The following is a 24,091-nucleotide window of genomic DNA, read 5'->3' on the forward strand; positions in this document are numbered from 1 at the left end:
CTGGAGATGTTCTGAAGAGTTAATGGTATAACCTGAGGCTCAGCGGGGTGTTGTCGAATGTGGAGGTCCTACTGCAGGATTTCGGCGGCAATACCCAGAGGGGGAGAACGATGGAAACGTTCCACAATCCAGATAGGTTTATGTCCGATCTGCGGCAAGTGCTGTCACAGGGAAGAAAGCGTATCGGGATTCTCGTCGGAGCAGGAGCACCACTTGCAATTCGAGTTAACGAGAAAAATGAAATAGACCCTGAAGGGAATTCACTCATCCCTGGTGTTGATGCGCTTACGCAACAGGCCACCTCTGGGCTGACACCAACTCAATCAGCAGCAGTCGATGCTATAAAAATAAGTCTGGGCTCCAACGCTAATATTGAGTCCATTCTTTCACGCATCCGCTTACTGGAGCAGGCGCTGGGAGACACCGAAGTTCAAGGTCTGGACTCCAATGGTTATAAAATCCTCGGCAAAGCAATATGTAAAAATATTGGAAAAATCGTTGGCGTTTCCTTGCCGAAAGAACGCAATGCTTATTCAGATTTAATCGCATGGATTACGGGAACGGTTCGGTCAAACTCCGTCGAAATATTTACTACAAACTATGATTTTCTTTTCGAAGAAGCCTTCGAAAGAGTGAGAAGCCCGTATTTCGATGGATTTTCAGGAGGCAGCAAACCTTTCTTCGATCCAGTATCAGTAGCTGGCGATGACTTGCCTGCTCGCTGGGCAAAGCTATGGAAGATGCATGGCTCTCTTGGCTGGGCTTTAGAAGATGGAGCCGTTGTTCGAGGACACGGACGAGAAGCGGCTGAGTTAGTTTATCCAGACCACCTAAAATATGACCTGACCCAAAAACAGCCATATTCAGCACTATTTGAGAGACTTAAAAGATTTCTACTCACACCAGATTCGTTGTTACTGACCATTGGATTTTCCTTTAGGGATGCGCATATCTGTGCAGTTCTAGATGAAAGCTTAGCGATGAATGCCAACTCAGCAGTACTAGCATTTCAATACCAAGATCTAGAAAAAGAAGAGCCCGCAGTTAAATTGGCGAGCGACAGGCCTAACTTAAGCGTCTACGCAGCAGACGGGGCCGTGATAGGTGGTGTTCCAGGAAAGTGGCGTCCGGGAGAGCTTCCCAAAAATTGGGGAAGTATCCGGGAAAGCTTCTGGGCATCGCGATGGCCAAAAGAGCCAGCGGTATTTCTGTTGGGCGACTTTGCTGCTTTTGCGCGATTTTGCGCTTTGGCTCAAGCCAATGATTTAATAGCAAAATCGTTAAAAAGAGACGAGCCCGACCAGGCTGAAAGTGAAGCCGATAGCATCAGCGGTGATGGAATCAAAATAGAGGATGGTCAAAATGAGTAGCAATGACCCAACCTACTTAGGAGTCGTTAGCGCCGTTTCAGGAGCCACCCTCACCGTAAAATTAGCAGAATCCCTTGACTCTGGCTTTGCCGTTATAAGAGGCCATACATACCGGGTTGGCCAAGTTGGCAGCTTTGTTAGAATTCCTCAAGGCTATCAAGATTTATTTGGCATTGTTTCTGAGGTCGGCGCGACTGCCGCACCAGTACAGTCAGATATTTCAGGGATCGACTCAGGAAGATGGATGACTGTCCAGCTCGCTGGTGAAACAGTAGGAGGACAATTCGAGAGAGGGCTTAGCCAACATCCTAATATAAATGACTCTGTACACTTAGTCATCGAGTCCGATCTAAGAAGGATATACGGATCCGTTGGTGAGGACCAAGTGGTCATAGGTCATCTAGCGAGCGCCGAAAACATCGAGGTGCGCTTATCGTTGGACGCACTTGTAACTCGGCACTCCGCAATACTTGGCTCAACAGGATCAGGAAAATCCACTACTGTTGCGAGTCTCCTACGGTCGATCATCCGAAAGGATGAAAAGACCGGATCCCCTGGCGCTCGTATCCTCATGCTTGACATCCATGGTGAATACACGAAAGCGCTTGAGGATGTGGCAACTGTTTTTAGCGCTACCCCTAGCCAAGGTCAAGAATCGTTGTTCGTTCCTTATTGGGCGCTGGAGGCTGGGGAGCTTTTGGACTTCATCACGGGAGGCCTATCCGACGCCCACGAAATTGCCTTCACAGACAAAATCGCGGAGCTAAAAGATGAAGGAATTAGTGCATACCCAAGAGCAGGTGTCGATTCAAGAACACTCACCGTAGACAGCCCAGTTCCGTTTAGCTTGAAACAACTTTGGTATGAATTGGTTAATTTTGAAACGACAACCTATCTCGGAACAAATCGTGATGAGCCTGCACTTGAGGAAGTGGGCGACGCAGACATGTTGATCGCGCCAAAATACCAGCCTCACGCAATGGGAACCAAAGGACCATTCACCAACTCAGCAGCCAAGGGCATCCGTAGGCCATTAAATCTGCTTCGATCCCGCTTGTTAGATAGACGCTATGACTTTCTTCTTCATCCAGGGGATTGGGAGCCAGACTTAACGGGAAGGGTAAAAAATGACCTCGACAAACTACTAGAAGGCTGGCTTGGCCATGATAAGCAAATCACCATATTAGACTTGTCCGGAGTTCCTAGCGCTGTTCTCACGCGCCTCATTGGTTCTATTCTCCGCATTGTTTATGAGGCGCTTTTTTGGAGCAGGGAAAAATCAGAGGGCGGCGTAGAACGGCCTCTCTTAGTCGTGATGGAGGAAGCTCATCGCTATCTGGGGCCTGACGCAGGGACGGTCGCCTCCGAGGTAGTGAAGCGTATCGCGAAAGAAGGGCGAAAATATGGTGTTGGTGCCATGGTCGTGTCCCAACGCCCCGCTGAAGTTGACGAGACAGTCTTGTCCCAATGCGGCACAATTATCGCGCTTCGGCTTTCTAATCCTGTAGATCGCGCACGTGTGAAAGGAACTTTGCCAGACAACCTCGCCGGGCTGATGGACTTGCTGCCCGTCTTGAGAACTGGCGAAGCAATTATTACAGGCGAAGCGGCCCGCCTTCCTGTCCGCTGTCGTATTGCCTTACCTCGGCAAGAGCATCTACCTAGGAGCAACGATCCCAAGGTGACTCAAGCTTGGTCTCGGCGGCGCTCAGCGGAAGGATATGATCGGGTGGTTGCATCTTGGCGCAGCCAGCAGACCAATGCGGTTATCCAGAAACTTGAAATCACCCGTTCACCAATCGAAGACGACCCTGAGGAGGGCTGAAAATGGACCGCGACGCAGTATCTTCTTCAAATATTATATCTGCGGGTTATGACCCTGAGAGCGAGACCCTCGAGATTGAATTCAAGGATGGTGCTGTTTATCAGTATTACAATGTTAGCGAGCATCTATATGAGCAGTTCCGGACAGCATCTTCCAAAGGGCAATTCTTCCATGTCTATATAAGGAATGCAGTACCGTTCTCAAGAGTTTGATGGGCGGCAAAAAGGAGACCGGAGGAAATAGTGACGGATTTATTTGATTTACCTAGAAAATAAATCAAATAAATCTACCCCATCATCTTTCAAACCAACCCCCATTTATACCACCTTCACCCCCACAAATATCAAAAAACTGCTACGCACTTACGCCACATCACAACCACAAGAGAAAACCATCAATGAAACCATTAGTTGAGTACTGTCGCGGAGCCGTAAACGCCCTAAACGCTCAATATGGAATGACTAATGTTTTAGGGCACTCTGTAACTTCTGGATCTGCCCGTGAGCATCTCATCCAAGACTTTTTAGTCTCTCACATCCCAGAGATGACCAGCGTAGTGAGTGGAGTTATTATTGATTCAAATGATCGCAGATCAAAACAGCAAGATGTCGTACTCATGTTAAAGTCGATGCCACGACTACCGTTCGCTAGCGGCCATGATTTAATTTTCCAAGAAGGAGCTATAGCAACGTTCGAAATCAAAACACAGGTATTTCCATCGACTCTTAAGAGTATCGTCCGAAACATAGAAAGTGTAAGGCTACTAAAATCTAGCACTGGTGAAGGAGCTCAACTTGGAAATTTATCTTGGCCCTATAGAAGAATATTAAACGTTATAATTACATATGATGGCTCTCCTTTGCAGAGCATAGAGAAAAGGCTCCAAGAATTCCCTGAAATATGCTTACCCGATGTTTACCTAGATCTCACGAAGGGGATTTTAGTAAAAAATGAGGGTCTGCTTTTTAGCCAAGAAGGCACAAACACGCACCTCAAATTTAATGACCCCGCAATAGGCCTCGCCCGCTTACTTGTATTATTATCAAAAGTAACTGGTCGCTTAGTAATGCACGGGGTTAACTGGGAATCTTATATCACCGATCCTGCACAAGATCCTTTATCCAAATAATAACTTTCTAGACGCCCCCTAAACTTTATACAGCTTATAATTCGGAGCACCAATGAATCAGGCTTAGACCCCTTTATCTATTGAACTCGAAAATGACGGGCACGTCCGAAAGCAGCCACGTCTATTTGCCTATGTGAAACACGCTCCCTTTTCCTTTGATCATGAGCCACTGGGGTAATGACCCAGACAAGTCATATGATATCTAAATCATATCTATCTCAATCCAATTATCTCCTCCAACTCGATGCACTCTACGAAGACTGGCACATACACCCTAAAAATTTGGCAACCAACGTCTTGCTCCTTCAAGCCAAACACGCTAAAACCCCTCCCTCAAGTTGTACGACAACCTAAAAATAATCCCCCATCCCCGATGATGGCGCCAACTCCCCGAGCCCCCACCATGACTCCCCCTGCCCCCACCCAATTCCCCCGCCACATCGCCGTCCTGATCCTCCTCTGCATGGGCTGCGCCTTCGCCGGCAACCACATCGCCGCCCGCGTGGCCTTCGACGACGGCGCCGGCGTCCTGCTGGCCATCCTGATGCGCTCCGGAGGCACCCTGTTAGTGCTGGCGATACTGGTCCTATACCAACGCCAAAACCTGCGCCTCCCCCCAGGCGCCTGGCGCTGGCAAGTCCTTCTGGGCCTGCTCATCGCCACCCAAAGCCTCTGCCTCTACTCCGCCGTCGCCCGGGTGCCGGTGGCGCTGGCCTTGCTGGTCGCCAACGTGTTCCCCATCCTGCTGGCCCTGCTCACCTGGGCACTCGGCGGCCCACGCCCCACCGCGCGCACTGCCTTGCTGATGGGCCTGATTCTGGTGGGCCTGGTGTTCGTGCTGGACGTTCCCGGCCGCCTCTCCGCCAGCACCACACTCGGCCCGGATTGGCTGCTCGGCGTCTCCCTGGCCTTTTGCGCCGCGTTAGTGTTCGCCTGCGCGCTGTGGATCACCGACCACAAGTTGTCCCGGGTGCGCGGTTCGGTGCGCAGCCTGCTGACGATTTTCATTGTGTTCAGCAGCGTCAATCTCGCGGGCTTGAGCGGTGCGCTGGTGGATAGCCTGAACCTGCCGGCCACCAGTACCGGTTGGCTGGCGCTGGCCACGCTGGTGGTGCTGTATGGCACGGGGTTTATCGTGCTGTTCATTTCGGTGCCGCGCCTGGATATGCCGCGTAATGCGCCGGTGATGAACATTGAGCCGTTGGCGACGTTGTTGATGGGCTGGATCGTGCTCGATCAGATGCTCAGCGCCGGGCAGGTGGTGGGCGGGGTGATTGTGGTGACGGGGATTGTGCTGCTGACGTATCGCAAGGCTGCCGCGCCTCCCGTCAAGGCGCAGGTCGCGTAAGTCGAGAGGCGGAACGAAAAAGGGGACGGATCCATTTTCAAATGAATCCATCCCCTCTTACTGCGGGTTCAGGCCAAGGCCTGGAATGCCTGCATTCCTTCAACCCATCTGCTCAAACCGCCGCCGCTTCAGGAACAATCCTACCCCCAGCGCAACGGCAAAGATCGACAGCAACCCCAGGTCAACCCCCAACAACCGGACCTGGCTCGCCGCAACACAGCCAACCGCACCCACCACCACCAGCAGCACCCCCAGCCACTTGCGAAGCAGGTACGACTTCACAAACCGGTCAATCAGAAAGAACAGCACCAGGGCCACGACCAGCTGAGTAATTTCAGACATGTGTTTCTCCAGTCAGGTCTTGACGATCAGTGTCGTGGCGGTACGTTGCGGGCCGATGCCGCCATTCACCTGCGCCTCGATGCTGACCAGTACGTCGCCTGCATGATAGGTGGGCAGGGTCTCATTCACATAGGTGCGCACACCGGCGCCGACCGGAACACCCGCGTATGGGGAGGCCACGTAAGAGGTGGCGCCGGCGAAGGCCGAGGCCGTAAGGTTGGCGATTTTGGTGCGTTGGGCGTTGAGCACGTCGCCCTGTTGCCGGGTCAGCGGCTTGGAGATGCCGATCATCATCAGGCATGGCAGGTTCTTGGCCAACATCTTGTCGTACACCTCGACGACCTTGCGGTTGACCTCGTAGTGGGCGCTTTTCGCCTCGCCAAAATGCAACTCGCTGAGGCGTCCGCGCTCGCTGTCGGTAAGGGTGATCTGCGAGACGTTGAACACGATCCCGTGATTGCCCATGTATTGGAAGGTCTCTTCGAACTTCATCGCACGCATCCTTTCGAGCCAAAGGCGGGGATTGTCTAGAAGGCGCGCGCCGGATTCAAATCATTTCACCTGGCTGGCAAGATGTGTTGCCCGCCGTAAGGTGCTGACGGACATAATAATTGTCGAATTCGGTGCTTTCGACGAACTGGAAACCATGGCGGGTATAAAAACGATTCGAGGCGCTGTCTTTGAGGGCACCTACTTTAATCGGGAGTGCAGCCGCATCCGCTTCTTTGAAAATCTGAGTGAGCACAGCAGAGCCGATCCCTGATCCTTGCGCGCTCGGCCTCACGTATAAGTGGTCGAGCACGAGTTCATTGGGGTGGTGCTTGACCACTACGAAGCCAACCCGCTCTCCAGACACCTCAATGTGATGTGTGTTGTGGGCTTCAAAACCGCTAACAAATCGCTCGCGCGCCCGTACAGGATCAAATCGCCCGACGCGCTCCAGGCTTTCGCGCATGGCTTCGATTCGAAGGGCAACAAGATCGTCCAAGTCGCTTTGTTGAGCGCGGACTAACGTCACTGGGGAGTTTTGATTGGGTTCGATGGGCATAGGTCGCGCTTCGCCTAGCATGCTGGGCTGGCCAGTATAGGAAGATCGGATCAGATCACACTCCACGATTTGCTATCGTGGTCTGACATTATTTTTTCTTACACAGCCTCAGCCAGCAGCAGGCAGTCAGCGCGGTTCCAGTTTTGCCGCCCAGGAATGCCCCAAGCCCTGCCCTCAAAAGCTGGGCTTGGGCAGTAGGAGGACGCCCATTTTCGCGTCCGCGAAAACAAAGGAATGACTACATGGACATCGCAACCAAAATGCAGCGGTATCTGGCCCCTCCCGCCTTCCTCACTGCCATGACCTTATTGATGTCGACTAACATGGCTGTTGCAGAACCGAATCTCTGGGTATCTGCCGACCGAGTGGCGCGCCACACCTGTCCGTCCGTTAAATGTGGGGTTGCGGGCCAATTAATGTTCCGCGAAGGCGTCGAGGTTTTGGAGACGAAAGGCGCTTGGGTCCGCATTACCAAGCCCTACTCAGCCTCTTGCTCAGGTGGCATCAGTGAGTACGTGAAGAGTGGTAACTCCGCGTGCGTCGCCAGCAACGGTATTAATAACGGGATGTTCGCAGAGTGGCTGTCTACAAAGTCGCTTACCAAAGACAGGCCTGCCGACCCCGGGGAGGGAGCGACCGGTGACGACGTGCTGGTCAAAGACTCGGACGATTACCGTAGCTACCGCGCCCAGTTCACCAAAGCAGCGCGTGAGCTCATAGACAACGGCACCTGCACCGCCGGTGACTTCGAAGAAATCGGCGGATGGATGGCATCCCCTGCCAGAGGTCAAGGTATGTATTTCATGTACTGCGGCGGCATGACCACAGCCAATCGACTATACCTCGACGTGCGCTCGGGCAAAGTGAGCCGCTAACCGGTTCTGAACAGATCAACCACCTGCAAGCCTAGGTGAATGGGAAAAGAAAATTGGGGTCAGACCCTACGACTCCAAGTTACAGGCATCGAGAACATATAGACAAATATCATACTAAAGGAAATCCAACCTAAGATCGGATCCTCTTTTTCACCAACAACAGGAAGACAGCTATATTTAACGTACTTCATGTGCACATAGACGCATAAAATATTGTAAATCAACATAGTGAAAAATTTTCTCTTTGAAAAACCAGTTCCCGACCATGAATATCTCGCATAAAACGAAGGGAGATAAGCCAGCATAGTAAAGAACGCATATCCTACATAAAACATCACTCAACTTTCCTCCACCTCTGCCACACATCATCCGCCGTCAATATATCTGCCCCCTCGATCAAAATTAGCCCCTCCAAGCAAAGCCTCCTTACAGGCCTCACATAGTCCAAAGCCTCCGGAAATCCAGGCTTTAAACCATTCTTATGGCGCTACAACCAGATTAAGAGTTACGTTTCTTCATATCATTAATGTATTTTTTCGCCAAAAAAAATAGCAGCAACATGAAAAACAAAGCCCAAAAAAAGACTCACCGCTATTACTTTAATATATGCTATTTTTTCATGACGCTTATCATAGCAGGCTAAGGACAACGCTAAAAAACCAATGAAAAACATTATAAACGATAATGTCGGAAGGATAATTGCCATGCCTGTGAATTCATATGATGCGCTATGACCCCGTCCTCTATAGGAAACCGTAGTGTACTGAAAATAAACCGAGCTGATTGATAGCGTCAAGAAATATAAAGATATAGCACCGAGGATTACCGGCGCTAAAAATGACATTTCCTTATCGGCGACTTTCTCATGAGATTTCTTTCTGCACGTATAGCAGCGTCCATTTTTTATTTTAAATACTGGCGCGCTATTCATAACCCGACAACTTTTGCATATTTTTGCTCTAGAGTTCACTTCTTGAAGCTTTCCATTGCTCGGCTTATAGGCCCTAAACTTATAGAGCAAGTACAACGTTTGAGAAGAGGGGGTTAGGCCACGCCCCACTACTGCCTATCTTGCTCTCACCCGAATTTTTCTTCCTGAACAGCCAGCAACGAAGACACCCCGCCAATCAGAAGGGGACGGATTTATTTTCAAATTAATCCGTCTCCTTTTTACTGCCTCCCCTTGTGCGTGTTTCTTTATTACTGGTGGCCACTCATTTACTTAAACTTCAGCAGCACGGCTACAACAGCCATCCCGGTGAAGGAAATGACTTTCATCGCCACATCGATGATCAGAAGACGCTTCAGGTGAGGCGGAAATTTATCAAGATCAACAGGGTTTACCTCTCCAACATGGATATATGCTCTCGACCACACCACCATTCCGGAGATTTTTGCTATCTCCAAAAGCGACCAAATCACACCTCGCCTCCCCAGACTTGGCCCCCAGAGATAAATATAACGGCTGTTCCTTAAGGCCTCTTTCATTGCGTCCAGATGACAGTGGCTCAGGTACATACTGTATGCAACGCTCACGATGGCGAGCAGACTTGGTCCGATTACAATCCCAAAAGCCAGCCAGGACTTCCAGAACTCCTCCATTGTCATGGCAAAGTTTTCTCGTACAAAATTTCCCCACCCATTTCGCCAGCAGCACCACCAAGAGTCGTACCAACCCATGCGCCAGTACCTACGAGGGCTGCGACGCAGACAACACCAACGATACCTGTAGAGACGCCAAGTGCCAGGCAGATCGGAACACCGGCTAATTTCCCCAGCCCTCCACCTACAGCACCACCAGCCGTGGACAATCCAAACTTCCCACCCTCAGTAAACCTAACCTTCTCGCAAGCGGATCCAGAATCCCCGCTACACACCTCCTGAATAGCCAGAAGCGAGGACACCCCACCAATACCAATCCCGATGTACCCACCCGCCTTCATATACTTGGCTGCCCGACTCGTCGCCTCCACATGCGTCGCATACCCCGGAATCTGCCCCGGCCCACCGGCCTTACCCCAATGGTGCACCAGGCTTCGGCTCGAAATACCCAGAGCTGTTTTCAGCTTCGGATGATCGCCCATGGTTGTTTGGCCACGTAGTCGAGTGGAGTTAAGCAAATGCGCATCCAACTGCGCCATCAGCCGCTTGCGTTCAGCAAAAAACTGCGGCGATTTAAGATGCCCATGCTGACGATAGCTTTCCTGATGCAGCCGCTCCATGGCCTGAAGCGTGTCCCGCAGTCGGGTCAGGTGCGTTTCCATTACCACCGCGCTGACGCCGAGCCAGGTTGGGTCGGGCGCCATATAACTGGCAATTTCGGCAGCGTGAAGAAACGCGAAATCGGCCTCGTCCGGCGTTAGAGGATCCAGGGACGCCTTGACCTGCTGAGCAGCCTGCATCAGCTGTGCCTCCTGGTAGGTACAGGAAGTGTTTGTCGGATCGCTCAATACGATCAGAGAGCCGGCTTTGACCTCGCCCAAGTTAGGGTTGAGCGCCCTGAACTTGCACATCACGGCCGGATCGACGGTGGGGAAAAGCAGAGTCTCCAGTGCTTCGCGAGTCATGCTTTTGGGCACCACATAGAAACCCGGCTCCTGAGGCTCCAATCGGTTAAATACCGGCGGGGCTGCATGGCCCGAAGGAGCAAACGCAGATTGACGCGGTGCTACAGAGGGACTGGCTACCGTTGAAACAACGCTTTGCGCCGCTCGCCTGCTTGCCTGGGGTGCAGCGCTTTCGTTCCGGTATCTGGCTGTCAACTCCGTGGGAATCAGCCGGGCGTTACAGGGGCAGTCACTGCGGCTGTCCAGCGTGCCCGCCACCAGCCTGCCGTGGCTTTCAATGTGCGAAATGCCACCGACAATCCGATACGTTTTCCCGTCCACCCCACACGTAACCCGGTCACCGGCACAGGCATGAAGCAGGCCCATTATGTTGACTCGGGGATCACCATCCAGAACCTCCCCGCCGCAGGTGGTTTTATTGCCTTTACCAATGAAAAAACCTTCGCTCATTGATGTGTCTCCACGCGCTCGATAGCGGGCAGAAAATCCTCGGCCAGCAGCACGCCTTCACGGGCGATGAACACACAGCCACCTTGGGGCGTATTGATAATTTCGTCGCCATTGCTCAGACGACTGCCGACCAGCGCAAAATGGCTATTGCCTTCCCCCGCCCCCGTCACGATTTGGGCCTTGCAGCCATCGGCATATATGGCGTAATCGCCCTTCTGCGCCGCGCGCACTTGCTGGCCGTTATCCAACTTGAATTCCATGGGGGTAGTCGCTTGTTGAATCACACCGCCGTTACGGGTTTGGCTGCCCTCGGCTGCTACGCGGTAAATAGCAACTGGAGGGTGAGCTTTGATGTAAGCCTGCCGCTGATTAACGACCGCCAAGGCGTCTTCATGGAAGTCGGCAAGCTGTTGCTCGCTAAAGTGCGATTTGTCGAGGGTCTGGAGAAATTCTGGGGACACTTCATTGGTATATAGGCGAGGCGCTGCGTGTTCCATTGTGCTGTCCTTTTCTGGCGCCCAAGCAGGCGATTGCGCCTGAATGGCGCGCCAGAGATGCTGCTGGACCGCCCAAACCCTGACAACTGTCCGTTCGGCCAGGTTCTACAAAAAACGAATCGTCAGACGCGCCATCCGGAAAAACCTGTGGGAAAGTCATCTGTCGCCCCGTTTTCTAACGCAATTCTGTCGAATGCTTGGGTGCGTATGAGTTACCCGACGATGCGTCGGCTGGGGGCGCTGGGTTGCTCGCGGAGGCGGTGGATCAGTGACGAATTTGCTGACTGATACACCGCCTTCGCGGGCAAGCCCGCTCCCACATTTTTGACCGCGTTTCGGCAGCTTTCAGTTCGGCCGGATGAAGTGACCAGTGCAGCCGGCGAGATCTGGAAGGCGCGCGCCGGGTTTAAATCATTTCACCCCTGGCCAGGAATGCCGAGGCTGTTCGTCCCCAGGACTTGGCCCAATTCCTGCCTCCCCTACCCCATCAAGTCGCTACTGACTACGCGGACGACTCTTTTGAGCCCCGCCGCCCAACCCCCTTCCCCCGATAATCAAGCATCCCCCTACCACCGCCGAGGCCTTCCCCCATGACGAGCCCATCCACCGAACAGGTCAGCCCCCAAACCCTGCGAAGAGTGATCATCGCCGCCGGCATCGGTAACTTCGTGGAGTGGTTCGACTTCGCCGTCTACGGCTTTCTGGCCACCACCATCGCCCAGCAATTCTTCCCCAGCGGCGACGCCAGTGCGGCGTTGCTGAAGACCTTCGCGGTGTTTGCGGTGGCCTTTGCCTTCCGGCCCCTGGGTGGGATTTTCTTTGGCATGCTCGGCGACCGCATCGGGCGCAAACGCACGCTGGCCATGACGATTTTGCTGATGGCCGGCGCCACCACGCTGATCGGCCTGCTGCCCACTTACGCCGCCATCGGCGTGGCGGCGCCGATTCTGTTGTCGCTGATCCGCTGCGCCCAGGGCTTCTCCGCCGGCGGCGAATATGCCGGGGCCTGTGCCTATCTGATGGAGCATGCGCCGAGTGACAAGCGCGCGTGGTACGGCAGCTTTGTGCCGGTGTCGACGTTTTCTGCATTCGCGGCGGCGGCCGTGGTGGCGTATGCGCTGGAGGCTTCGTTGTCCGCCGAGGCGATGGGCAGTTGGGGCTGGCGCTTGCCGTTCCTGATCGCCGCGCCACTGGGGCTGGTGGGGCTTTACCTGCGCTGGAAGCTGGATGAGACGCCAGCGTTCCAGGCGGTGAAGCAAGAGCATGCGGTCGCTCACTCGCCGCTCAAGGAAACCCTGCGCAACCATGGTGCGGCGATCTGCTGCCTGGGCGCTTTTGTGTCGCTCACGGCGCTGTCGTTTTATATGTTCACCACCTACTTCGCGACGTATCTGCAGGTGGCGGGTGGGCTGAGCCGGGCGATGGCGTTGCTGGTGTCGCTGATCGCGCTGATTTTTGCGGCGGCGATCTGCCCGCTGGCGGGGTTGTATTCGGATCGGGTGGGGCGTCGGGTTACGGTGATGACGGCGTGTGTGTTGTTGATGGTGGTGGTGTATCCGTCGTTCCTGATGGCCAGTTCCGGCTCGTTCGCGGCGTCGGTGGTCGGGGTGATGTTGTTGGCGGTGGGCGCGGTGTTGTGCGGGGTGGTGACGGCGGCGTTGCTGTCGGAGACCTTTCCGACTCGCACGCGCTATACCGCTTCGGCGATTACTTACAACATGGCTTATACGATCTTCGGGGGTACGGCGCCGTTGATGGCGACGTGGTTGATCAGTACCACGGGCAGCAACCTGTCGCCGGCGTTTTACCTGATTGCCGTGGCGGTGCTGGCGCTGGCGGGTGGGTTGGCGTTGCCGGAGACATCGCGGATTTCGCTGCATTAGGTGGGCTCGGAGGAAAAAGGCGCGGCGGCGGTGTTGTCGCGTTAAAGTCGGCGGGTGTTCACCCCCCGGAGACCTGAGCGATGCGGATTAGCTGCCTTCATACCGCCGAGAGCAACATTGCAGTGTTTGACGCCGCCGCCGCAGCGCTGGGGATCGGGTCGCAGGTGTTGCACCATGCGGTCCGGGCCGATCTGCTGGCAGCGGCCGAACACGCGGGCAAGCTGACCGCAGAGATCGCCGAAGAAACGCGGCTGGCGCTCGTTGCCCTGGCTCAGCACTGTGATGCGGTGGTGCTCACCTGTTCGACCCTGGGCCCGGTGGTTGAACTTGCCGGTACTCACACCCGGGTGCCGATTTTGCGGGCGGATGAAGCGCTGGCATTCGCGGCGGTTGAAGCAGGTGGGAAGGTTGTGGTGTTGTGCGCAGTCGAAACCACGCTCGAGCCGACTTCTCGCCTGTTTCTCCAAACGGCACAGCACACCGGGACATCGGTGCAGGTGCAGTGGGTTGCGGGGGCATGGGCGATGTTCAAGGCGGGCGACCTGCAGGGTTATCTGGCGACCATCGCGAAGGCGGCCGACCGTGCCTATGCGGATGGCGCGTCTATCGTCGCGCTGGGGCAAGCGTCCATGAGCGGCGCCGCTTCGCTGGTAACCGCGGGCCCTGTTCCGCTGACCAGTGCATCGACAGGGCTGCGGGCTGCACTGAGTCGTGCCGAACGCGGGTATGATCCAGGCTGACCCGGCCCGATTGGACCCACCCTCATGCCCGCCTCCCAAACCCGCCCTACCCCCGCGCCGCTCCTCAAGCCCGGTGAAACCGTGGTGTTGTTCGATGGCGTGTGCAAGCTGTGCAACGGCTGGGCAAGGTTCCTGATTCGCCATGACCGCGACCACCGCGTGCGGTTGGCGGCGGTGCAATCGCCCGAGGGCCAGGCGCTGCTGGCCTGGGCCGGATTGCCGCTGGATCAGTTCGACACCCTCGCCGTGATCCGCGACCGGCGCTGTTGGGCGCGTTCGGAGGCGGTGTTCGAAATCATCGCGCAACTGCCGGCCCGCTGGCGCCCATTGCTGGTGCTGCGCGCAGTCCCGCGTGTCCTTCGGGACTGGGCGTACGACCGCATCGCGCGCAATCGCTATCGGCTCTTCGGAAAGTACGACACCTGCCTGTTGCCGGATCCCGATCATGAACAGCGCTTTTTGAAGGCCCAGCCATGAACGCCCTGGCGCGCATCAACTGGATCGCCCGGAGATGCTCAGGGAGGCGTTTAATCCGGTGTCGCTGAATGTGGCGGGGTTGGCGTTGTGTGGGGTGGCGTGGAATACCAGGGCTGGAACGTAATCTTATCCAGCCCTTTTATACCAGCAGCCCAACCAACTGCCACGGCGTCATCTTCGTCACCATGATCATCACGATCACAAACATCCCCAAGAACCCGAAAACACCCATCCAGAACCATTTGCGGTAAACACCGGCGTATCCATCATCAAGCGCCCTGCCCGTCTCAACCGCACTCAACGCCATCTGCTGCAAACGCTTCTGCAACACCAGCACCGGCAGCCACAGCGCCCCCACGCACAGGAAGATGATCAGCGAGGTCAGCACCCATTCCGTGGTCAATGGCAGCCCGGCAAGCCTGATCAGCAGGAAGCCCGTGATGATCTGGATAAAACCCGCCGGGGTGGTAATCCAGGTATCGAACCGCACCACCATCCGCGCCACATGGGCGATCACCTGCGGGTTGGCCGTACGGCTGGCGGCAATCAGGTACAGGTACGAGCCCATGCCGAAGCCGAACAGAAAAATCGCCGCGAGGATGTGGATGTACTTCAAGCCCAGATAGAGCATGGGTCAGCCCTGCCCGTCGGAGAACTGCACGCTCAGGCTCAGGTTCGCCGGGTCGTTGATGGCGGCCATGTATTCGTCGACGGTGATTTCACCCACGCATGGCCGCGCGCCGGGTTCTGGCACGTAGCCTCGGGCAATTTTGATGGCGAGGGCCACGGCGGCGCAGCTGGGGATTTCCGGGCCTTTGTCATTCAGGGCCGTGAGTTGCACCGCCAGGGACAGCGGTTGCCCGTCTGTGCCGAGGCCGTGTACGTCGATGTACATCGCGCTTTTGCCATCGCCGAAGCGCTCGAACCAGGTACCCAGCCGGTGCAAGCGTGCGGCCCAGGCGACGTGGTCGCGCACGATGCCCATGCGCAGCGCCTGGGCCAGCAGCCCGTTGGCGACACCGCCCAGCTTGAGCCCCGCGCCGGCCTTGAAGCTCAGGGTGTGGGCACCGTAGCGGCTGGCGAAGATGTCCATGTCGGGCACGTCCACGTTGGCCAGGACTCGTGTGCCAAGCTGGGGCAGCTTGCGCAGTGTCAGGTCCTGCCAGCCCAGCACTTCATGCACCTGGCCATTGCGCAGTTGCTTGATCGGTTTGCCCGCGTAGGCCAGCACGCCTTCGACGGTCGAGAGGCCCGGCATCTTGGCGGAAGAGGAAATGCCATGCGCGATCGAGTCGATGCGCGTGAAGCGATAGCGGTACTGGTCGATGATCGCAGACGACAGCGTCGGTACCGAGCTGCAGCCACTGAGAATAGCCACGCCCGCCAGTTTGGCCTGTGCATCCAGCACGCCCACACCGTTGACGAAGGTGCGGCAGTCGGACAGGTCGCAGTAGTTCACGCCTGCGTCGATGCAGCTCTGGGCGACGGCATAGGATTGCCCCTGGAACGGGCCGCCGGTGTGGATCACCAGCTGGATGTTCATCGACTGCAAAACAGCGGCGAACCCGGCGCCCATGGCATCGCCGCACCAGCCTTCGCAGGCTGCGGGCGAGTGGCTTTTCAACTCATCGACTTTGCGCTGCAACTTGTGTGGGTCGCGGCCCGAGACCACCAGTTCGATGCCCGGCGCCAGCGCCAAGTGCCGGCACACGATGCTGCCGAAGTTGCCGTAGCCACCGACCACCATCACCCTGAGTGTCATTCCATTCTTCCCTAAACAATCGATCATGCGCCGAGTCTGAGGCAGACTGGCGCCATAGGCGGCTAAAGATACCCGATTTGTTTAACTGCTTGAGCCAGGATCAACCGAGAGCGTCAAATAATGGAGCTATACACCGAGCGGCTTTATATGCGGCAACTGGAAGCCGGCGACTGGGACTTTTTCCTCGCCTTGCACACCGACCCGTCGGTAATCCAGTACGTCTGCGACGTCCCCAGCGAAACCGAAACCCGCGAGAAATTTGAAACCCGACTTCCGCGATGGCTGCCAGGCGCGAGCCATTGGTTATGCCTCGTGGTCTTCGACCGGCACAGCGGTTGTGCCGTTGGGGTAACGGGATTGAAGCGAGTACCCGATGAACATGCCACGGCAGAAGTCGGCTACTTGTTCCTCAGCGGGCATCATGGGAAAGGCTATGGTTTTGAGTCGCTGCAACGGCTGATGACGTATGGCCGCGAAACGCTCGGGCTGAACGCGCTCATGGCCGTGGTGACCGAGGGCAATGCCGCCTCTTGCCGCCTTCTTGAGAAGTGCGGCTTCCTGTTTGAGCAACGTCATTGCGACGCTTATCAAATCAATGGGCAGTTGTTTGACGACCTCATTTACCGGGCGCCCCTGGAACCCTGAATGCCCCTACCTGCCAGGCGTTGCAGCCCGCTCTTCCAGCTTTCGCCTCAGCCGCTTCAGGTGCTGATTGACGATCAGCTTGTGCGCCGGCCCAACCGGCAGCATGTAGAGGCGCCCGTAGGTGTTGTGGGTGACAACCGATGCGGTGATCGTCAGCACGCGCTCGGCGATCGCAAGACAGATCATCACATCCAGGTGCCGGTCACGCTCGGTCAGCACCAACATGTCGCGGGCGCTGTGCTCCACCAGGAAGAAGTCCAGCCGGTCACCCACCTGCACCGTCTCGCGCCGGGTGCCGGAGAACCCGCCGATGCGCTTCACGCCAAACATCGACGAAATCGCGTCCCTGATTCGGAACGCCTGGCGCAAGAACGGCCCCGGTTCGCCGGTCATGATGTTCCAGGCCTCCAGCGCGGTGATGTCAGCTGGCAGCGGTACCGACCGGGTGTCGTAGTAATCAAGTTCGGACGGTGCGCGCAGCGTGTGAACAACATGGGTAATCGCCAATAGTCTCTTCCCTGTTCGCTCGGCTAGAGCGGTTGGCCTGCATCAATACGATTCCCGTCCGGGTCCTCGAACACAGGTGAAATCGGCGGCAGGACGGCGCCGGCGAGGCAGAGGTTATTTTGCGTGAAGGCTGAAGTAAAGAGAGGAAAGGCTTGCCGTGTTTCGGGAGTGGCTTTCCTCTCTAACGTTTTTCAAAGGTGGAACGCCGCCGCCTCCGCGCCCTGTGGAGCCGCCTCAACCTTCACCTTCAACGCAATCAACAACGCCGCCAGCAGCATCAACACCCCCGCCGCCACAAACACACCGTCGATCCCCCTGAAACTGAACATCGCGCCCCCCGCCGCCGCCCCGGCGGCAATCGCCGACTGCACTGACGCGACCACCATGCCGCCAGCGCTTTCGGCCTGATCGGGCACCGCCCGCGCCACCCAGTTCGACCAGGCCACCGGCACCCCGCCAAACGCCAGGCCCCAGAGCATCAACAGCCACACCTGGCCCGTCACGCTAGCCGGCAACAGCGCCAGGGCGAGCGCCGCAACACCCACCAGTGCGGGCATCAGCACCAGGGTGCCGCGCGGCAGACGGACCAACAGCCATCCCGCCAGCAGCGTGCCGGCGAAGTTCGCCACGCCGAAGCCCAGCAGCATCAGCGCCAGCCCTTCAGCCCCGACACCGGTGGTGCTTTCCAGGAACGGCCGGATATAGGTGAACAGCGCAAAGTGCCCGGTGTGCACCAGCACACATCCCAACATGCCCACGGCGATGCCCGGGCGCAGCAGTACGTCCAGCACTGTCCTCAAGCGCGCAGTCCTGCGGGGTGCGAGCGACGGCAATGTGAACAGCTGGAAAACCAGGGTCACGCCGCCCACGGCAGCAGCGGCCAGGAACGCGCTGCGCCATCCATAAAGACCGCCCAAAAAGCTGCCCAGCGGCACTGCCACGACAGTGCCCACCGCGATCCCGCTGAAGATGATCGACAGCGCACGCGGCAGCAGCGCCGCCGGGACCAGCCGCATCGCCACCGCCGCCGCCATGCTCCAGAAGCCGCCCAGAGCGATGCCCAGCAGGACGCGCATCAGCAGCAACACCGCCAGGCTCGACGAGACCGCCACCAGCAGGTTGGAACAGATCATCAGCGCGCTGAAACCCAGCAGCACCACACGCCGGTCGATCCCGCGGGTCAGGCCCGGCACCAGCAACCCGGCGAACAACGCCACCACCGCCGTGACCGTCACCGCCTGCCCGGCCAAGGCTTCCGACACGCCGAGTTCGGCCGCCATCGGCGTCAGCAGGCTGGCCGGCAGGTACTCCGCCGTCAGCAAGCCGAACACGCCCATCGCCAACGAAAACACCGCCATCCAGGCGGGTGTCGCCGGTACGGCATCCGCATCACACACTCTGTTGCTCATCACCAGGCATCCTCCAAACGTTATCGAGGCCGGAAGTCTAGGTGCGACGATCAGGATGATCTATGATGCGGAATCTTGAATCCTTTACCGAAACCCCGGAAATGATGCCTACCGATCCGTTCGACGCGTCCTCTGACCTTATCAACGAGCTGCTGCGCGGCATGCGCCTGAGTGGCGTCGAGTACCGCCGCATCCAGGCCGGGCCGGCATTTGGCCTGGGCTTTGCGGCCAGGCCCGGGCACGCCTACTTTCACCTTGTCGCCGCTGGCTGCGTCACCCTGCGTACCGAGGACGGCACCCTGTACGAGCTGACGCCGGGCAACGCGGTGTTCATCTCCCATGGGGGCGCCCACCAGTTGCTCTCCAGCCCGGAGGTGCCGGTGCAGGACATCGCCAGCTTCGACGCCGCGTCTCTCGGTGATGCGGTGTGCGCCGTGGATGCCCGGGCCGATGCGGGCGTGGCTCAAAGCGCCCTGCTCTTCAGCGGCTGCATGGAGTTTGAGCTGGGCAGTTTGCACGGCCTTGGCCGCCTGATGCCGGACCTGATGCTGATCGACGCCAAGGGCCAACGCTATCCGGGGCTGATGCCGATCCTGGCCGCCATGGAGCGTGAAGTCAGCAGCGCCCGCATCGGCTTCGCCGGCATTCTTGCGCGGCTGGCGGACGTGGTGGCGGCGATGGTGGTTCGCGGCTGGGTTGAATGCGCCTGCGGAAATGCCTCGGGCCTGGTGGCCGCGCTGCGCGACCCGCGCCTGGCCAAGGCCTTGCTGGCGTTGCACCAACAGCCTGGGCGCGATTGGACGGTGGAGGAACTGGCAGCGCAGTGTCATACCTCGCGCTCGGTGTTCGCCCAGCACTTTCAAACCACGCTCGGCATACCGCCGCTGCGCTATGCCACCGAACTGCGGATGCGCCTGGCCAGCCAGTGGCTGACGCTGGAGCGGTTGCCGATCGAAACCGTGGCGCAGCGCCTTGGCTATAACTCCCAGGCGGCGTTCAGCCGGGCGTTCAAGCGAGTTACCGGGCAGCCGCCAGGGGCCAGCCGGCGACCGGCCAGCCCCGCGCCGGCTTGATGTCAGACGGCTTGAGCCGCTAGCCGCATCAAGTCCGTGAACAGTTGCACAACCCGCTCATCCTCCACGCCCAACAACCGGTCACCGACATAACACTCGGTCTTGCACCACCCCGGCACGTCTGTGGGTTCCAGGTTTGTGAACAGCCAACACCCGTGCTCTCTGGCAATCTCGTCGCGGGCGTTGAGCAGTGCCGCCCGGTCTGCGTCGAAAAACAGGTGGAGCATGTTCACCTGAGGCGTGCGCGGCAGAAGGCGAATACCGGGAATCGCCTGCAGGCAGGTCGCCAGGCTCAGGGTGCGTTGATAGCAGGCCTCCAGCATCCCCAGGCGGTGATCGAAGCGCATGGCCGCCGAGACCACCATGGGGCTCTGCTTGATCAAGGTGCCGCCCATCCTTTGGCGCCACAGGCGTGCCTGTTGGATAAAGTCGGTATCGCCCGCCAGCAGCGAGCCGGCGATGCCACCGAGGCCCTTGTAGGCCGAGACATACACGGAGGAGAAACCTTCAACGATTTCGGCGTAGGGGCGCTGGTAGAAGGCCCGGGTTTCCCACAGGCGAGCCCCGTCCATGTGCAGCGGTGTACCCGAGGCCGCAGCGGCGGCCTTCAGGGCCTCCAATTCGTCCCATTCGGGCAACTGCCCGCCGATCTCGCGGGCCGGTAGCTCCACCACCAGGCAGCTCAGTGGCTCGGCCACCGCTGTCAGGTCGTCGGCAACGATCGGTCGCAAGCGGTGACCCACGATCACCCCATGCAAGTGCAGCAAGGCCTGAAACGCTTGCTCTTCGTGCAGCTGCAAATGAGACGAGGCATGGATCCCGAAACGCGGCAGCCGGCGTCGTTCGCTCCAGAGGTTGACCGCAATCAGTTGCGCCATCACCCCGCTGGGCATGAATACCGCAGCGGGCTTGCCCAGCAGTTCGGCGACCTTGGCTTCAAAGCCTTCGATCAGCGCCCCGCCGCCATAATGGTCATGGGACACATGGTTGGCCTGGGCCCAATCCGCCATTTCCTGGAACCACTGGGCAGGCGTGGGCTCTGCAAACCCGCTGATCTCGGCCGTGCAGGCCGACTTGAGTTGGCGGCGTTCTTCATCAGTGTTTGGTATCACGGTAGAGCGCCTGTGCAGGAGAAAGTAGGTTCAGGAATATCCGGCCCGTGAACGTATCAGTCCTTGACGAGCCTGGCCATGCGCAACCTGAAAAGATCATGCCCACTCACCACCACAATCCCCACCAGCACCAACACCGAACCCACAATGAACGATGACTGCAACGTCTCGTCCAGCAACCACACGCCGAACACCACGCCAAACAACGGCGTCATGAACGACAGCACACCGAGGCGCGAGCCCAGGTAACGCCCCAGCATCCAGAACCACACCAGCAGGCTCAGGAACGAGAACACCACCGTCTGGAACGCCAGGCTGGCGACGGTGATGGCCGAAAAATGCACCCCGGTTTGTCCGGTGGCCCACGCCAATGCAGCCAGGATCACAAACGCCCCGGCGAGCTGATAGAACAAGGTCAGTGGCGCCGGTGCCTCGGCCAGCCGCGAGCAGCGAATGGTGACCGTGGTCGCGCCCCACGCCGCAGCGCCCAGCAAGCCCAGCGCATCGCCCAGCCGTTGATCGGCCATCGAGGCACTGCTTTCACCGGGTGCAAAAAACGCGACGATCACGCCCGCAAACGCCAGTAATATTCCGCCCCACTGCACCGCCGTCAGGCGCTCACTGGGGAACCGGACGTGCAAACCGATGGCCGCAAAGATCGGCGCCGTGTACAGGAAAATCACCATGTGCGAGGCCGACGTATAGCGCAGCCCCTCGCCGACGGCCACGTACTCCAGGGCAAACAGCACGCCCACCAGCAGCCCGCCGCGCCAGGTGTCGAGGTTCAAGGTCATCCTGTTTCGGCGCAGGACCAGGATCAGGCCCACCAGCACCGCCGCAATGCCGGAGCGCAGGGCGATCTGGAAGATCGGCGCAATATCCGGCGCGGCGACCTTGATCGCCACTTGCTGAAGCCCCCAGATGGCGCACATCACCGTCATGGTGACCGCTGCGGGCCCATCAATCGGCTGACGCTTATCCACGACACTCTCCCACCCACGTTTGTATGAGCGGAGTCTGCGATCTGCGGAACCGCTGGATATAGCGCCAAAACGACAAGCGATAGCGCACAATAGCCATTCGACCAGCCTCGTTGCGTGATCCTCATGAACAAGCCATTTGCCCACCGGGTCGTTGCGCCTTTCACTGATGAGCTGCCGGCACCGCTGTACTTTCGCGCCGCGCAGATGCAGGCCTTGACCACCTACCCGTGGCACCGGCATCCGTGGGGCGAATTTGTGTATTCGTTCAGCGGCGTGATGGAGATCAAGCTGGCTGACGAGCACTTCATCGTGCCGCCGCAATTTGGCCTGTGGCTGCCGCCCGAGGCCGAGCACCTGGCGCTCAATCGCCAGGAGGCTTATCACTCTTCGCTGTATATCGCGCAGCCCTTGTGCGAGCACTTGCCGGACACCGCGTGTGCGTTGACGATCACCCCGTTGATCCGCGCCCTGCTCGACGACCTGCGGGCCTCACCGCCCGCGCCGGTGCAAACCGAGGAAGACAGCCGCCTGCTCTACGTGCTGCTGGACAAGCTGAATCAAACGTCGCGGGTCGGCTCCTACCTGCCCGGCTCCAATGACCCGGTGTTGTCGCCCATTCTGGAAGCCCTGGAACAGAACCCGGCAGACGCCCGCTCCCTGGCCGACTGGGCGCGCCTGGTCAACGCCACCGAACGCACGCTGCTGCGACGCTGCCAGCGTGACCTGGGGATGTCGCTGAACCACTGGAAACAACGGCTCAAGGTGATGCACTCGCTGAGCCTGTTGCGAAGTGGCGCCACCGTCGAGACCATCGCGCTTGACCTGGGCTACAGCAGTTCTTCGGCCTTTATCAGCATGTTCCGCAAGCTCACGGGCGAGACACCCGATGAGTATCGCAAGGCAAAATTAGGCTCAGTCAAGGAAGGTTGATGCCGGGTTTTCTGACAAAAATTTCATACAGCTAAACTGTACAGTTTTCCTGCACGCATGCTAGTGTCCGGGCATGAACGCATCTACCAACACTTCAGAAACCCAATCCGCCGCGGCCCTGGCCGCCGAGCTGCGCATCTCTCTGGGCAAGCTGATACGCCGGCTGCGGGAACAAACCCATCCGAATGATTTCACCTCGGCCCAGAAGTCGGTGCTGCTGCGCCTGGACCGTGACGGGCCCAGCACCGTCTCGGCCCTGGCCCGGGCCGAGAGCGTGCGCCCGCAGTCCATGCGCATCACCGTGGCCGGGCTGGAGACGATGAAAGCCGTCACCGGCAAACCCGACCCCAGCGACGGCCGACAAACCCTGATCGACCTGACACCCGCCTTTCGCAAACACCTCATCGCCAGCCGGGCAGCCAAGGACGATTGGCTGCTGCGGGCGCTGCAAGAGCAACTGTCTGCCGAAGAGCAGGCCGAACTTGCGGCGGCAGTAAAGCTGCTGGAGCGCCTCGCTGACTTTTGAACCACCCCTTCCCGTTTGAGGACATCCCATGGCCGTCACCTCGCTGGATCCCAACACCGCGCTGATCATCGTGGACCTGCAAAAAGGCATCGCCGAATACCCGCTCATCCACCCGATCGGCGATGTGGTGGAGCGCTCCCGCGCACTGCTCGACGCCTTCCGTGAACGCAGCTTGCCGGTGGTGCTGGTCAACGTCACAGGCTTTGCCCCCGGGCGCACCGAGCGGCCACGGCGCAGCGATGTATTTCCGGCGGGATGGGCCGACCTGCTGCCCGCACTCAATCAGCAACCCGGCGACATCCTGGTGACCAAACGCACCTGGGGCGCCTTCGCCAGCACCGACCTCGAGTCGCAGTTGAAGGCCCTCGGCGTCACCCAGGTGGTGATCACCGGAGTGGCCACCGGCACCGGCGTGGAGTCCACCGCGCGCCAGGCCTATGAAGCGGGTTTCAACGTGACCCTGGCCATCGACGCCATGACTGACGCAAACCCCGAGGCGCACCACTACAGCCTGCATCAGGTGTTCCCGAAGCTGGGGGAAACCGGCACGGCGCAAGACATCATCGGTTTGCTTGAAACGAGAGGTGCGTGAC

Annotated in this window: 27 protein-coding genes; 14 read left to right on the forward strand and 13 right to left on the reverse strand. The window is 58.1% G+C overall.

The genetic code is table 11. From position 1 onward, the window contains the following. Window positions 1-110 precede the first annotated feature (110 nt). The 5 genes from M2400_RS16670 (at window position 111) to M2400_RS16690 (ending at window position 5,672) form a co-directional block, all read left to right on the forward strand. Complete coding sequence (locus M2400_RS16670; RefSeq protein ID WP_259197301.1) at window positions 111-1,370, forward strand: SIR2 family protein; 1,260 nt, start codon at window positions 111-113, stop codon at window positions 1,368-1,370. Next, a complete protein-coding gene (locus M2400_RS16675) occupies window positions 1,363-3,195 on the forward strand; it encodes an ATP-binding protein (protein ID WP_259197300.1) in 1,833 nt (610 codons plus the stop codon). The genes M2400_RS16670 and M2400_RS16675 overlap by 8 nt, the downstream gene beginning before the upstream one ends. A gap of 2 nt (window positions 3,196-3,197) precedes the next feature. Then, a complete protein-coding gene (locus M2400_RS16680; protein ID WP_259197299.1) occupies window positions 3,198-3,407 on the forward strand; it encodes a KTSC domain-containing protein in 210 nt (69 codons plus the stop codon). 185 nt (window positions 3,408-3,592) lie between these two features. After that, entirely contained in the window at window positions 3,593-4,324 is a 732-nt protein-coding gene (locus M2400_RS16685; RefSeq protein WP_259197298.1) for a DUF6602 domain-containing protein, read from the forward strand. A gap of 403 nt (window positions 4,325-4,727) precedes the next feature. After that, on the forward strand, window positions 4,728-5,672 hold the full coding sequence (locus M2400_RS16690; protein ID WP_259197297.1) for an EamA family transporter: 945 nt from the start codon (window positions 4,728-4,730) through the stop codon (window positions 5,670-5,672). Between the two features lie 99 nt (window positions 5,673-5,771). Here the strand turns inward: M2400_RS16690 and M2400_RS16695 are convergent, their stop codons facing one another. Genes M2400_RS16695 through M2400_RS16705 form a run of 3 tightly spaced genes read right to left on the reverse strand, consistent with a single transcriptional unit; the run spans window position 5,772 to window position 7,062 of the window. After that, a complete protein-coding gene (locus M2400_RS16695) occupies window positions 5,772-6,014 on the reverse strand; it encodes a hypothetical protein (protein WP_259197296.1) in 243 nt (80 codons plus the stop codon). A gap of 12 nt (window positions 6,015-6,026) precedes the next feature. After that, complete coding sequence (locus tag M2400_RS16700; RefSeq protein WP_259197295.1) at window positions 6,027-6,506, reverse strand: hypothetical protein; 480 nt, start codon at window positions 6,504-6,506, stop codon at window positions 6,027-6,029. 55 nt (window positions 6,507-6,561) lie between these two features. Further along, window positions 6,562-7,062, reverse strand: a complete 501-nt coding sequence (locus M2400_RS16705) for a GNAT family N-acetyltransferase (RefSeq protein ID WP_259197294.1) — start codon at window positions 7,060-7,062, stop codon at window positions 6,562-6,564. A 242-nt stretch (window positions 7,063-7,304) separates the two neighbouring features. On the opposite strand from M2400_RS16705, the gene M2400_RS16710 reads away from it, so the two are divergent. Continuing rightward, complete coding sequence (locus M2400_RS16710; RefSeq protein WP_259197293.1) at window positions 7,305-7,937, forward strand: hypothetical protein; 633 nt, start codon at window positions 7,305-7,307, stop codon at window positions 7,935-7,937. A 523-nt stretch (window positions 7,938-8,460) separates the two neighbouring features. Here the strand turns inward: M2400_RS16710 and M2400_RS16715 are convergent. The 4 genes from M2400_RS16715 to M2400_RS16730 form a co-directional block, all read right to left on the reverse strand. Further along, a complete protein-coding gene (locus tag M2400_RS16715; protein WP_259197292.1) occupies window positions 8,461-8,868 on the reverse strand; it encodes a hypothetical protein in 408 nt (135 codons plus the stop codon). A gap of 287 nt (window positions 8,869-9,155) precedes the next feature. Then, window positions 9,156-9,545, reverse strand: coding sequence for a hypothetical protein (locus M2400_RS16720; protein WP_259197291.1), 390 nt, complete (start codon window positions 9,543-9,545; stop codon window positions 9,156-9,158). After that, entirely contained in the window at window positions 9,542-10,954 is a 1,413-nt protein-coding gene (locus M2400_RS16725) for a PAAR domain-containing protein (protein ID WP_259197290.1), read from the reverse strand. The genes M2400_RS16720 and M2400_RS16725 overlap by 4 nt, the downstream gene beginning before the upstream one ends. Then, a complete protein-coding gene (locus tag M2400_RS16730; RefSeq protein ID WP_259197289.1) occupies window positions 10,951-11,451 on the reverse strand; it encodes a hypothetical protein in 501 nt (166 codons plus the stop codon). The genes M2400_RS16725 and M2400_RS16730 overlap by 4 nt, the downstream gene beginning before the upstream one ends. Window positions 11,452-12,041: 590 nt before the next feature. On the opposite strand from M2400_RS16730, the gene M2400_RS16735 reads away from it, so the two are divergent. From M2400_RS16735 to M2400_RS16745, 3 genes are all read left to right on the forward strand, one after another. Next, the gene (locus tag M2400_RS16735) at window positions 12,042-13,334 is read left to right on the forward strand and encodes an MFS transporter (protein ID WP_259197288.1); all 1,293 of its coding nucleotides are present in this window, start codon (window positions 12,042-12,044) and stop codon (window positions 13,332-13,334) included. 80 nt (window positions 13,335-13,414) lie between these two features. Further along, entirely contained in the window at window positions 13,415-14,074 is a 660-nt protein-coding gene (locus M2400_RS16740; protein ID WP_259197287.1) for an aspartate/glutamate racemase family protein, read from the forward strand. Between the two features lie 24 nt (window positions 14,075-14,098). Beyond that, a complete protein-coding gene (locus M2400_RS16745; RefSeq protein WP_177121335.1) occupies window positions 14,099-14,551 on the forward strand; it encodes a thiol-disulfide oxidoreductase DCC family protein in 453 nt (150 codons plus the stop codon). Between the two features lie 139 nt (window positions 14,552-14,690). On the opposite strand, the gene M2400_RS16750 is transcribed toward M2400_RS16745, so the two are convergent. Beyond that, window positions 14,691-15,182, reverse strand: coding sequence for a DUF2269 domain-containing protein (locus M2400_RS16750; protein ID WP_177043989.1), 492 nt, complete (start codon window positions 15,180-15,182; stop codon window positions 14,691-14,693). A 3-nt stretch (window positions 15,183-15,185) separates the two neighbouring features. Further along, window positions 15,186-16,313: a saccharopine dehydrogenase family protein gene (locus M2400_RS16755; RefSeq protein ID WP_259197286.1), complete on the reverse strand. Its 1,128-nt coding sequence runs from the start codon at window positions 16,311-16,313 to the stop codon at window positions 15,186-15,188. 120 nt (window positions 16,314-16,433) lie between these two features. On the opposite strand from M2400_RS16755, the gene M2400_RS16760 reads away from it, so the two are divergent. Beyond that, complete coding sequence (locus tag M2400_RS16760; protein WP_259197285.1) at window positions 16,434-16,958, forward strand: GNAT family N-acetyltransferase; 525 nt, start codon at window positions 16,434-16,436, stop codon at window positions 16,956-16,958. A 6-nt stretch (window positions 16,959-16,964) separates the two neighbouring features. Here M2400_RS16760 and M2400_RS16765 read toward each other — a convergent pair whose 3' ends face one another. Both M2400_RS16765 and M2400_RS16770 read right to left on the reverse strand, forming a co-directional pair. Next, window positions 16,965-17,465: a DUF2867 domain-containing protein gene (locus M2400_RS16765; protein WP_259197284.1), complete on the reverse strand. Its 501-nt coding sequence runs from the start codon at window positions 17,463-17,465 to the stop codon at window positions 16,965-16,967. Window positions 17,466-17,656: 191 nt separating this feature from the next. Then, window positions 17,657-18,874: an MFS transporter gene (locus M2400_RS16770; RefSeq protein WP_259197283.1), complete on the reverse strand. Its 1,218-nt coding sequence runs from the start codon at window positions 18,872-18,874 to the stop codon at window positions 17,657-17,659. Between the two features lie 65 nt (window positions 18,875-18,939). On the opposite strand from M2400_RS16770, the gene M2400_RS16775 reads away from it, so the two are divergent. Beyond that, complete coding sequence (locus M2400_RS16775; RefSeq protein ID WP_259197345.1) at window positions 18,940-19,947, forward strand: AraC family transcriptional regulator; 1,008 nt, start codon at window positions 18,940-18,942, stop codon at window positions 19,945-19,947. A gap of 2 nt (window positions 19,948-19,949) precedes the next feature. Here the strand turns inward: M2400_RS16775 and M2400_RS16780 are convergent, their stop codons facing one another. Together M2400_RS16780 and M2400_RS16785 are read right to left on the reverse strand one after the other, a co-directional pair. Continuing rightward, complete coding sequence (locus M2400_RS16780; protein ID WP_259197282.1) at window positions 19,950-21,059, reverse strand: low specificity L-threonine aldolase; 1,110 nt, start codon at window positions 21,057-21,059, stop codon at window positions 19,950-19,952. Window positions 21,060-21,115: 56 nt separating this feature from the next. Then, a complete protein-coding gene (locus M2400_RS16785) occupies window positions 21,116-22,042 on the reverse strand; it encodes a DMT family transporter (RefSeq protein ID WP_259197281.1) in 927 nt (308 codons plus the stop codon). 123 nt (window positions 22,043-22,165) lie between these two features. Between M2400_RS16785 and M2400_RS16790 the strand changes: the two genes are divergently transcribed. From M2400_RS16790 to M2400_RS16800, 3 genes are all read left to right on the forward strand, one after another. After that, window positions 22,166-22,972, forward strand: coding sequence for a helix-turn-helix domain-containing protein (locus M2400_RS16790; protein WP_177121341.1), 807 nt, complete (start codon window positions 22,166-22,168; stop codon window positions 22,970-22,972). A 73-nt stretch (window positions 22,973-23,045) separates the two neighbouring features. Next, window positions 23,046-23,498: a MarR family winged helix-turn-helix transcriptional regulator gene (locus tag M2400_RS16795; protein WP_177132080.1), complete on the forward strand. Its 453-nt coding sequence runs from the start codon at window positions 23,046-23,048 to the stop codon at window positions 23,496-23,498. Between the two features lie 28 nt (window positions 23,499-23,526). Continuing rightward, a complete protein-coding gene (locus M2400_RS16800) occupies window positions 23,527-24,090 on the forward strand; it encodes an isochorismatase family protein (RefSeq protein WP_259197280.1) in 564 nt (187 codons plus the stop codon). Window position 24,091: the final 1 nt, after the last annotated feature.

The sequence above is a fragment of the Pseudomonas sp. BIGb0558 genome, from assembly GCF_024807515.1.
Classification (GTDB): domain Bacteria; phylum Pseudomonadota; class Gammaproteobacteria; order Pseudomonadales; family Pseudomonadaceae; genus Aquipseudomonas; species Aquipseudomonas yamanorum_A.

Bases quoted from the DNA above. Each gene is read 5' to 3' on its own strand.
- M2400_RS16775 (WP_259197345.1), top strand. From the start codon at position 18,940: ATGCGGAATCTTGAATCCTTTACCGAAACCCCGGAAATGATGCCTACC.
- M2400_RS16685 (WP_259197298.1), top strand. From the start codon at position 3,593: ATGAAACCATTAGTTGAGTACTGTCGCGGAGCCGTAAACGCCCTAAAC.
- M2400_RS16695 (WP_259197296.1), bottom strand. From the start codon at position 6,014: ATGTCTGAAATTACTCAGCTGGTCGTGGCCCTGGTGCTGTTCTTTCTG.
- M2400_RS16725 (WP_259197290.1), bottom strand. From the start codon at position 10,954: ATGAGCGAAGGTTTTTTCATTGGTAAAGGCAATAAAACCACCTGCGGC.
- M2400_RS16760 (WP_259197285.1), top strand. From the start codon at position 16,434: ATGGAGCTATACACCGAGCGGCTTTATATGCGGCAACTGGAAGCCGGC.
- M2400_RS16795 (WP_177132080.1), top strand. From the start codon at position 23,046: ATGAACGCATCTACCAACACTTCAGAAACCCAATCCGCCGCGGCCCTG.
- M2400_RS16745 (WP_177121335.1), top strand. From the start codon at position 14,099: ATGCCCGCCTCCCAAACCCGCCCTACCCCCGCGCCGCTCCTCAAGCCC.
- M2400_RS16720 (WP_259197291.1), bottom strand. From the start codon at position 9,545: ATGACAATGGAGGAGTTCTGGAAGTCCTGGCTGGCTTTTGGGATTGTA.
- M2400_RS16740 (WP_259197287.1), top strand. From the start codon at position 13,415: ATGCGGATTAGCTGCCTTCATACCGCCGAGAGCAACATTGCAGTGTTT.
- M2400_RS16675 (WP_259197300.1), top strand. From the start codon at position 1,363: ATGAGTAGCAATGACCCAACCTACTTAGGAGTCGTTAGCGCCGTTTCA.
- M2400_RS16750 (WP_177043989.1), bottom strand. From the start codon at position 15,182: ATGCTCTATCTGGGCTTGAAGTACATCCACATCCTCGCGGCGATTTTT.
- M2400_RS16735 (WP_259197288.1), top strand. From the start codon at position 12,042: ATGACGAGCCCATCCACCGAACAGGTCAGCCCCCAAACCCTGCGAAGA.
- M2400_RS16755 (WP_259197286.1), bottom strand. From the start codon at position 16,313: ATGACACTCAGGGTGATGGTGGTCGGTGGCTACGGCAACTTCGGCAGC.
- M2400_RS16705 (WP_259197294.1), bottom strand. From the start codon at position 7,062: ATGCCCATCGAACCCAATCAAAACTCCCCAGTGACGTTAGTCCGCGCT.
- M2400_RS16800 (WP_259197280.1), top strand. From the start codon at position 23,527: ATGGCCGTCACCTCGCTGGATCCCAACACCGCGCTGATCATCGTGGAC.
- M2400_RS16770 (WP_259197283.1), bottom strand. From the start codon at position 18,874: ATGAGCAACAGAGTGTGTGATGCGGATGCCGTACCGGCGACACCCGCC.
- M2400_RS16730 (WP_259197289.1), bottom strand. From the start codon at position 11,451: ATGGAACACGCAGCGCCTCGCCTATATACCAATGAAGTGTCCCCAGAA.
- M2400_RS16790 (WP_177121341.1), top strand. From the start codon at position 22,166: ATGAACAAGCCATTTGCCCACCGGGTCGTTGCGCCTTTCACTGATGAG.
- M2400_RS16700 (WP_259197295.1), bottom strand. From the start codon at position 6,506: ATGAAGTTCGAAGAGACCTTCCAATACATGGGCAATCACGGGATCGTG.
- M2400_RS16710 (WP_259197293.1), top strand. From the start codon at position 7,305: ATGGACATCGCAACCAAAATGCAGCGGTATCTGGCCCCTCCCGCCTTC.
- M2400_RS16690 (WP_259197297.1), top strand. From the start codon at position 4,728: ATGACTCCCCCTGCCCCCACCCAATTCCCCCGCCACATCGCCGTCCTG.
- M2400_RS16680 (WP_259197299.1), top strand. From the start codon at position 3,198: ATGGACCGCGACGCAGTATCTTCTTCAAATATTATATCTGCGGGTTAT.
- M2400_RS16715 (WP_259197292.1), bottom strand. From the start codon at position 8,868: ATGAATAGCGCGCCAGTATTTAAAATAAAAAATGGACGCTGCTATACG.
- M2400_RS16670 (WP_259197301.1), top strand. From the start codon at position 111: ATGGAAACGTTCCACAATCCAGATAGGTTTATGTCCGATCTGCGGCAA.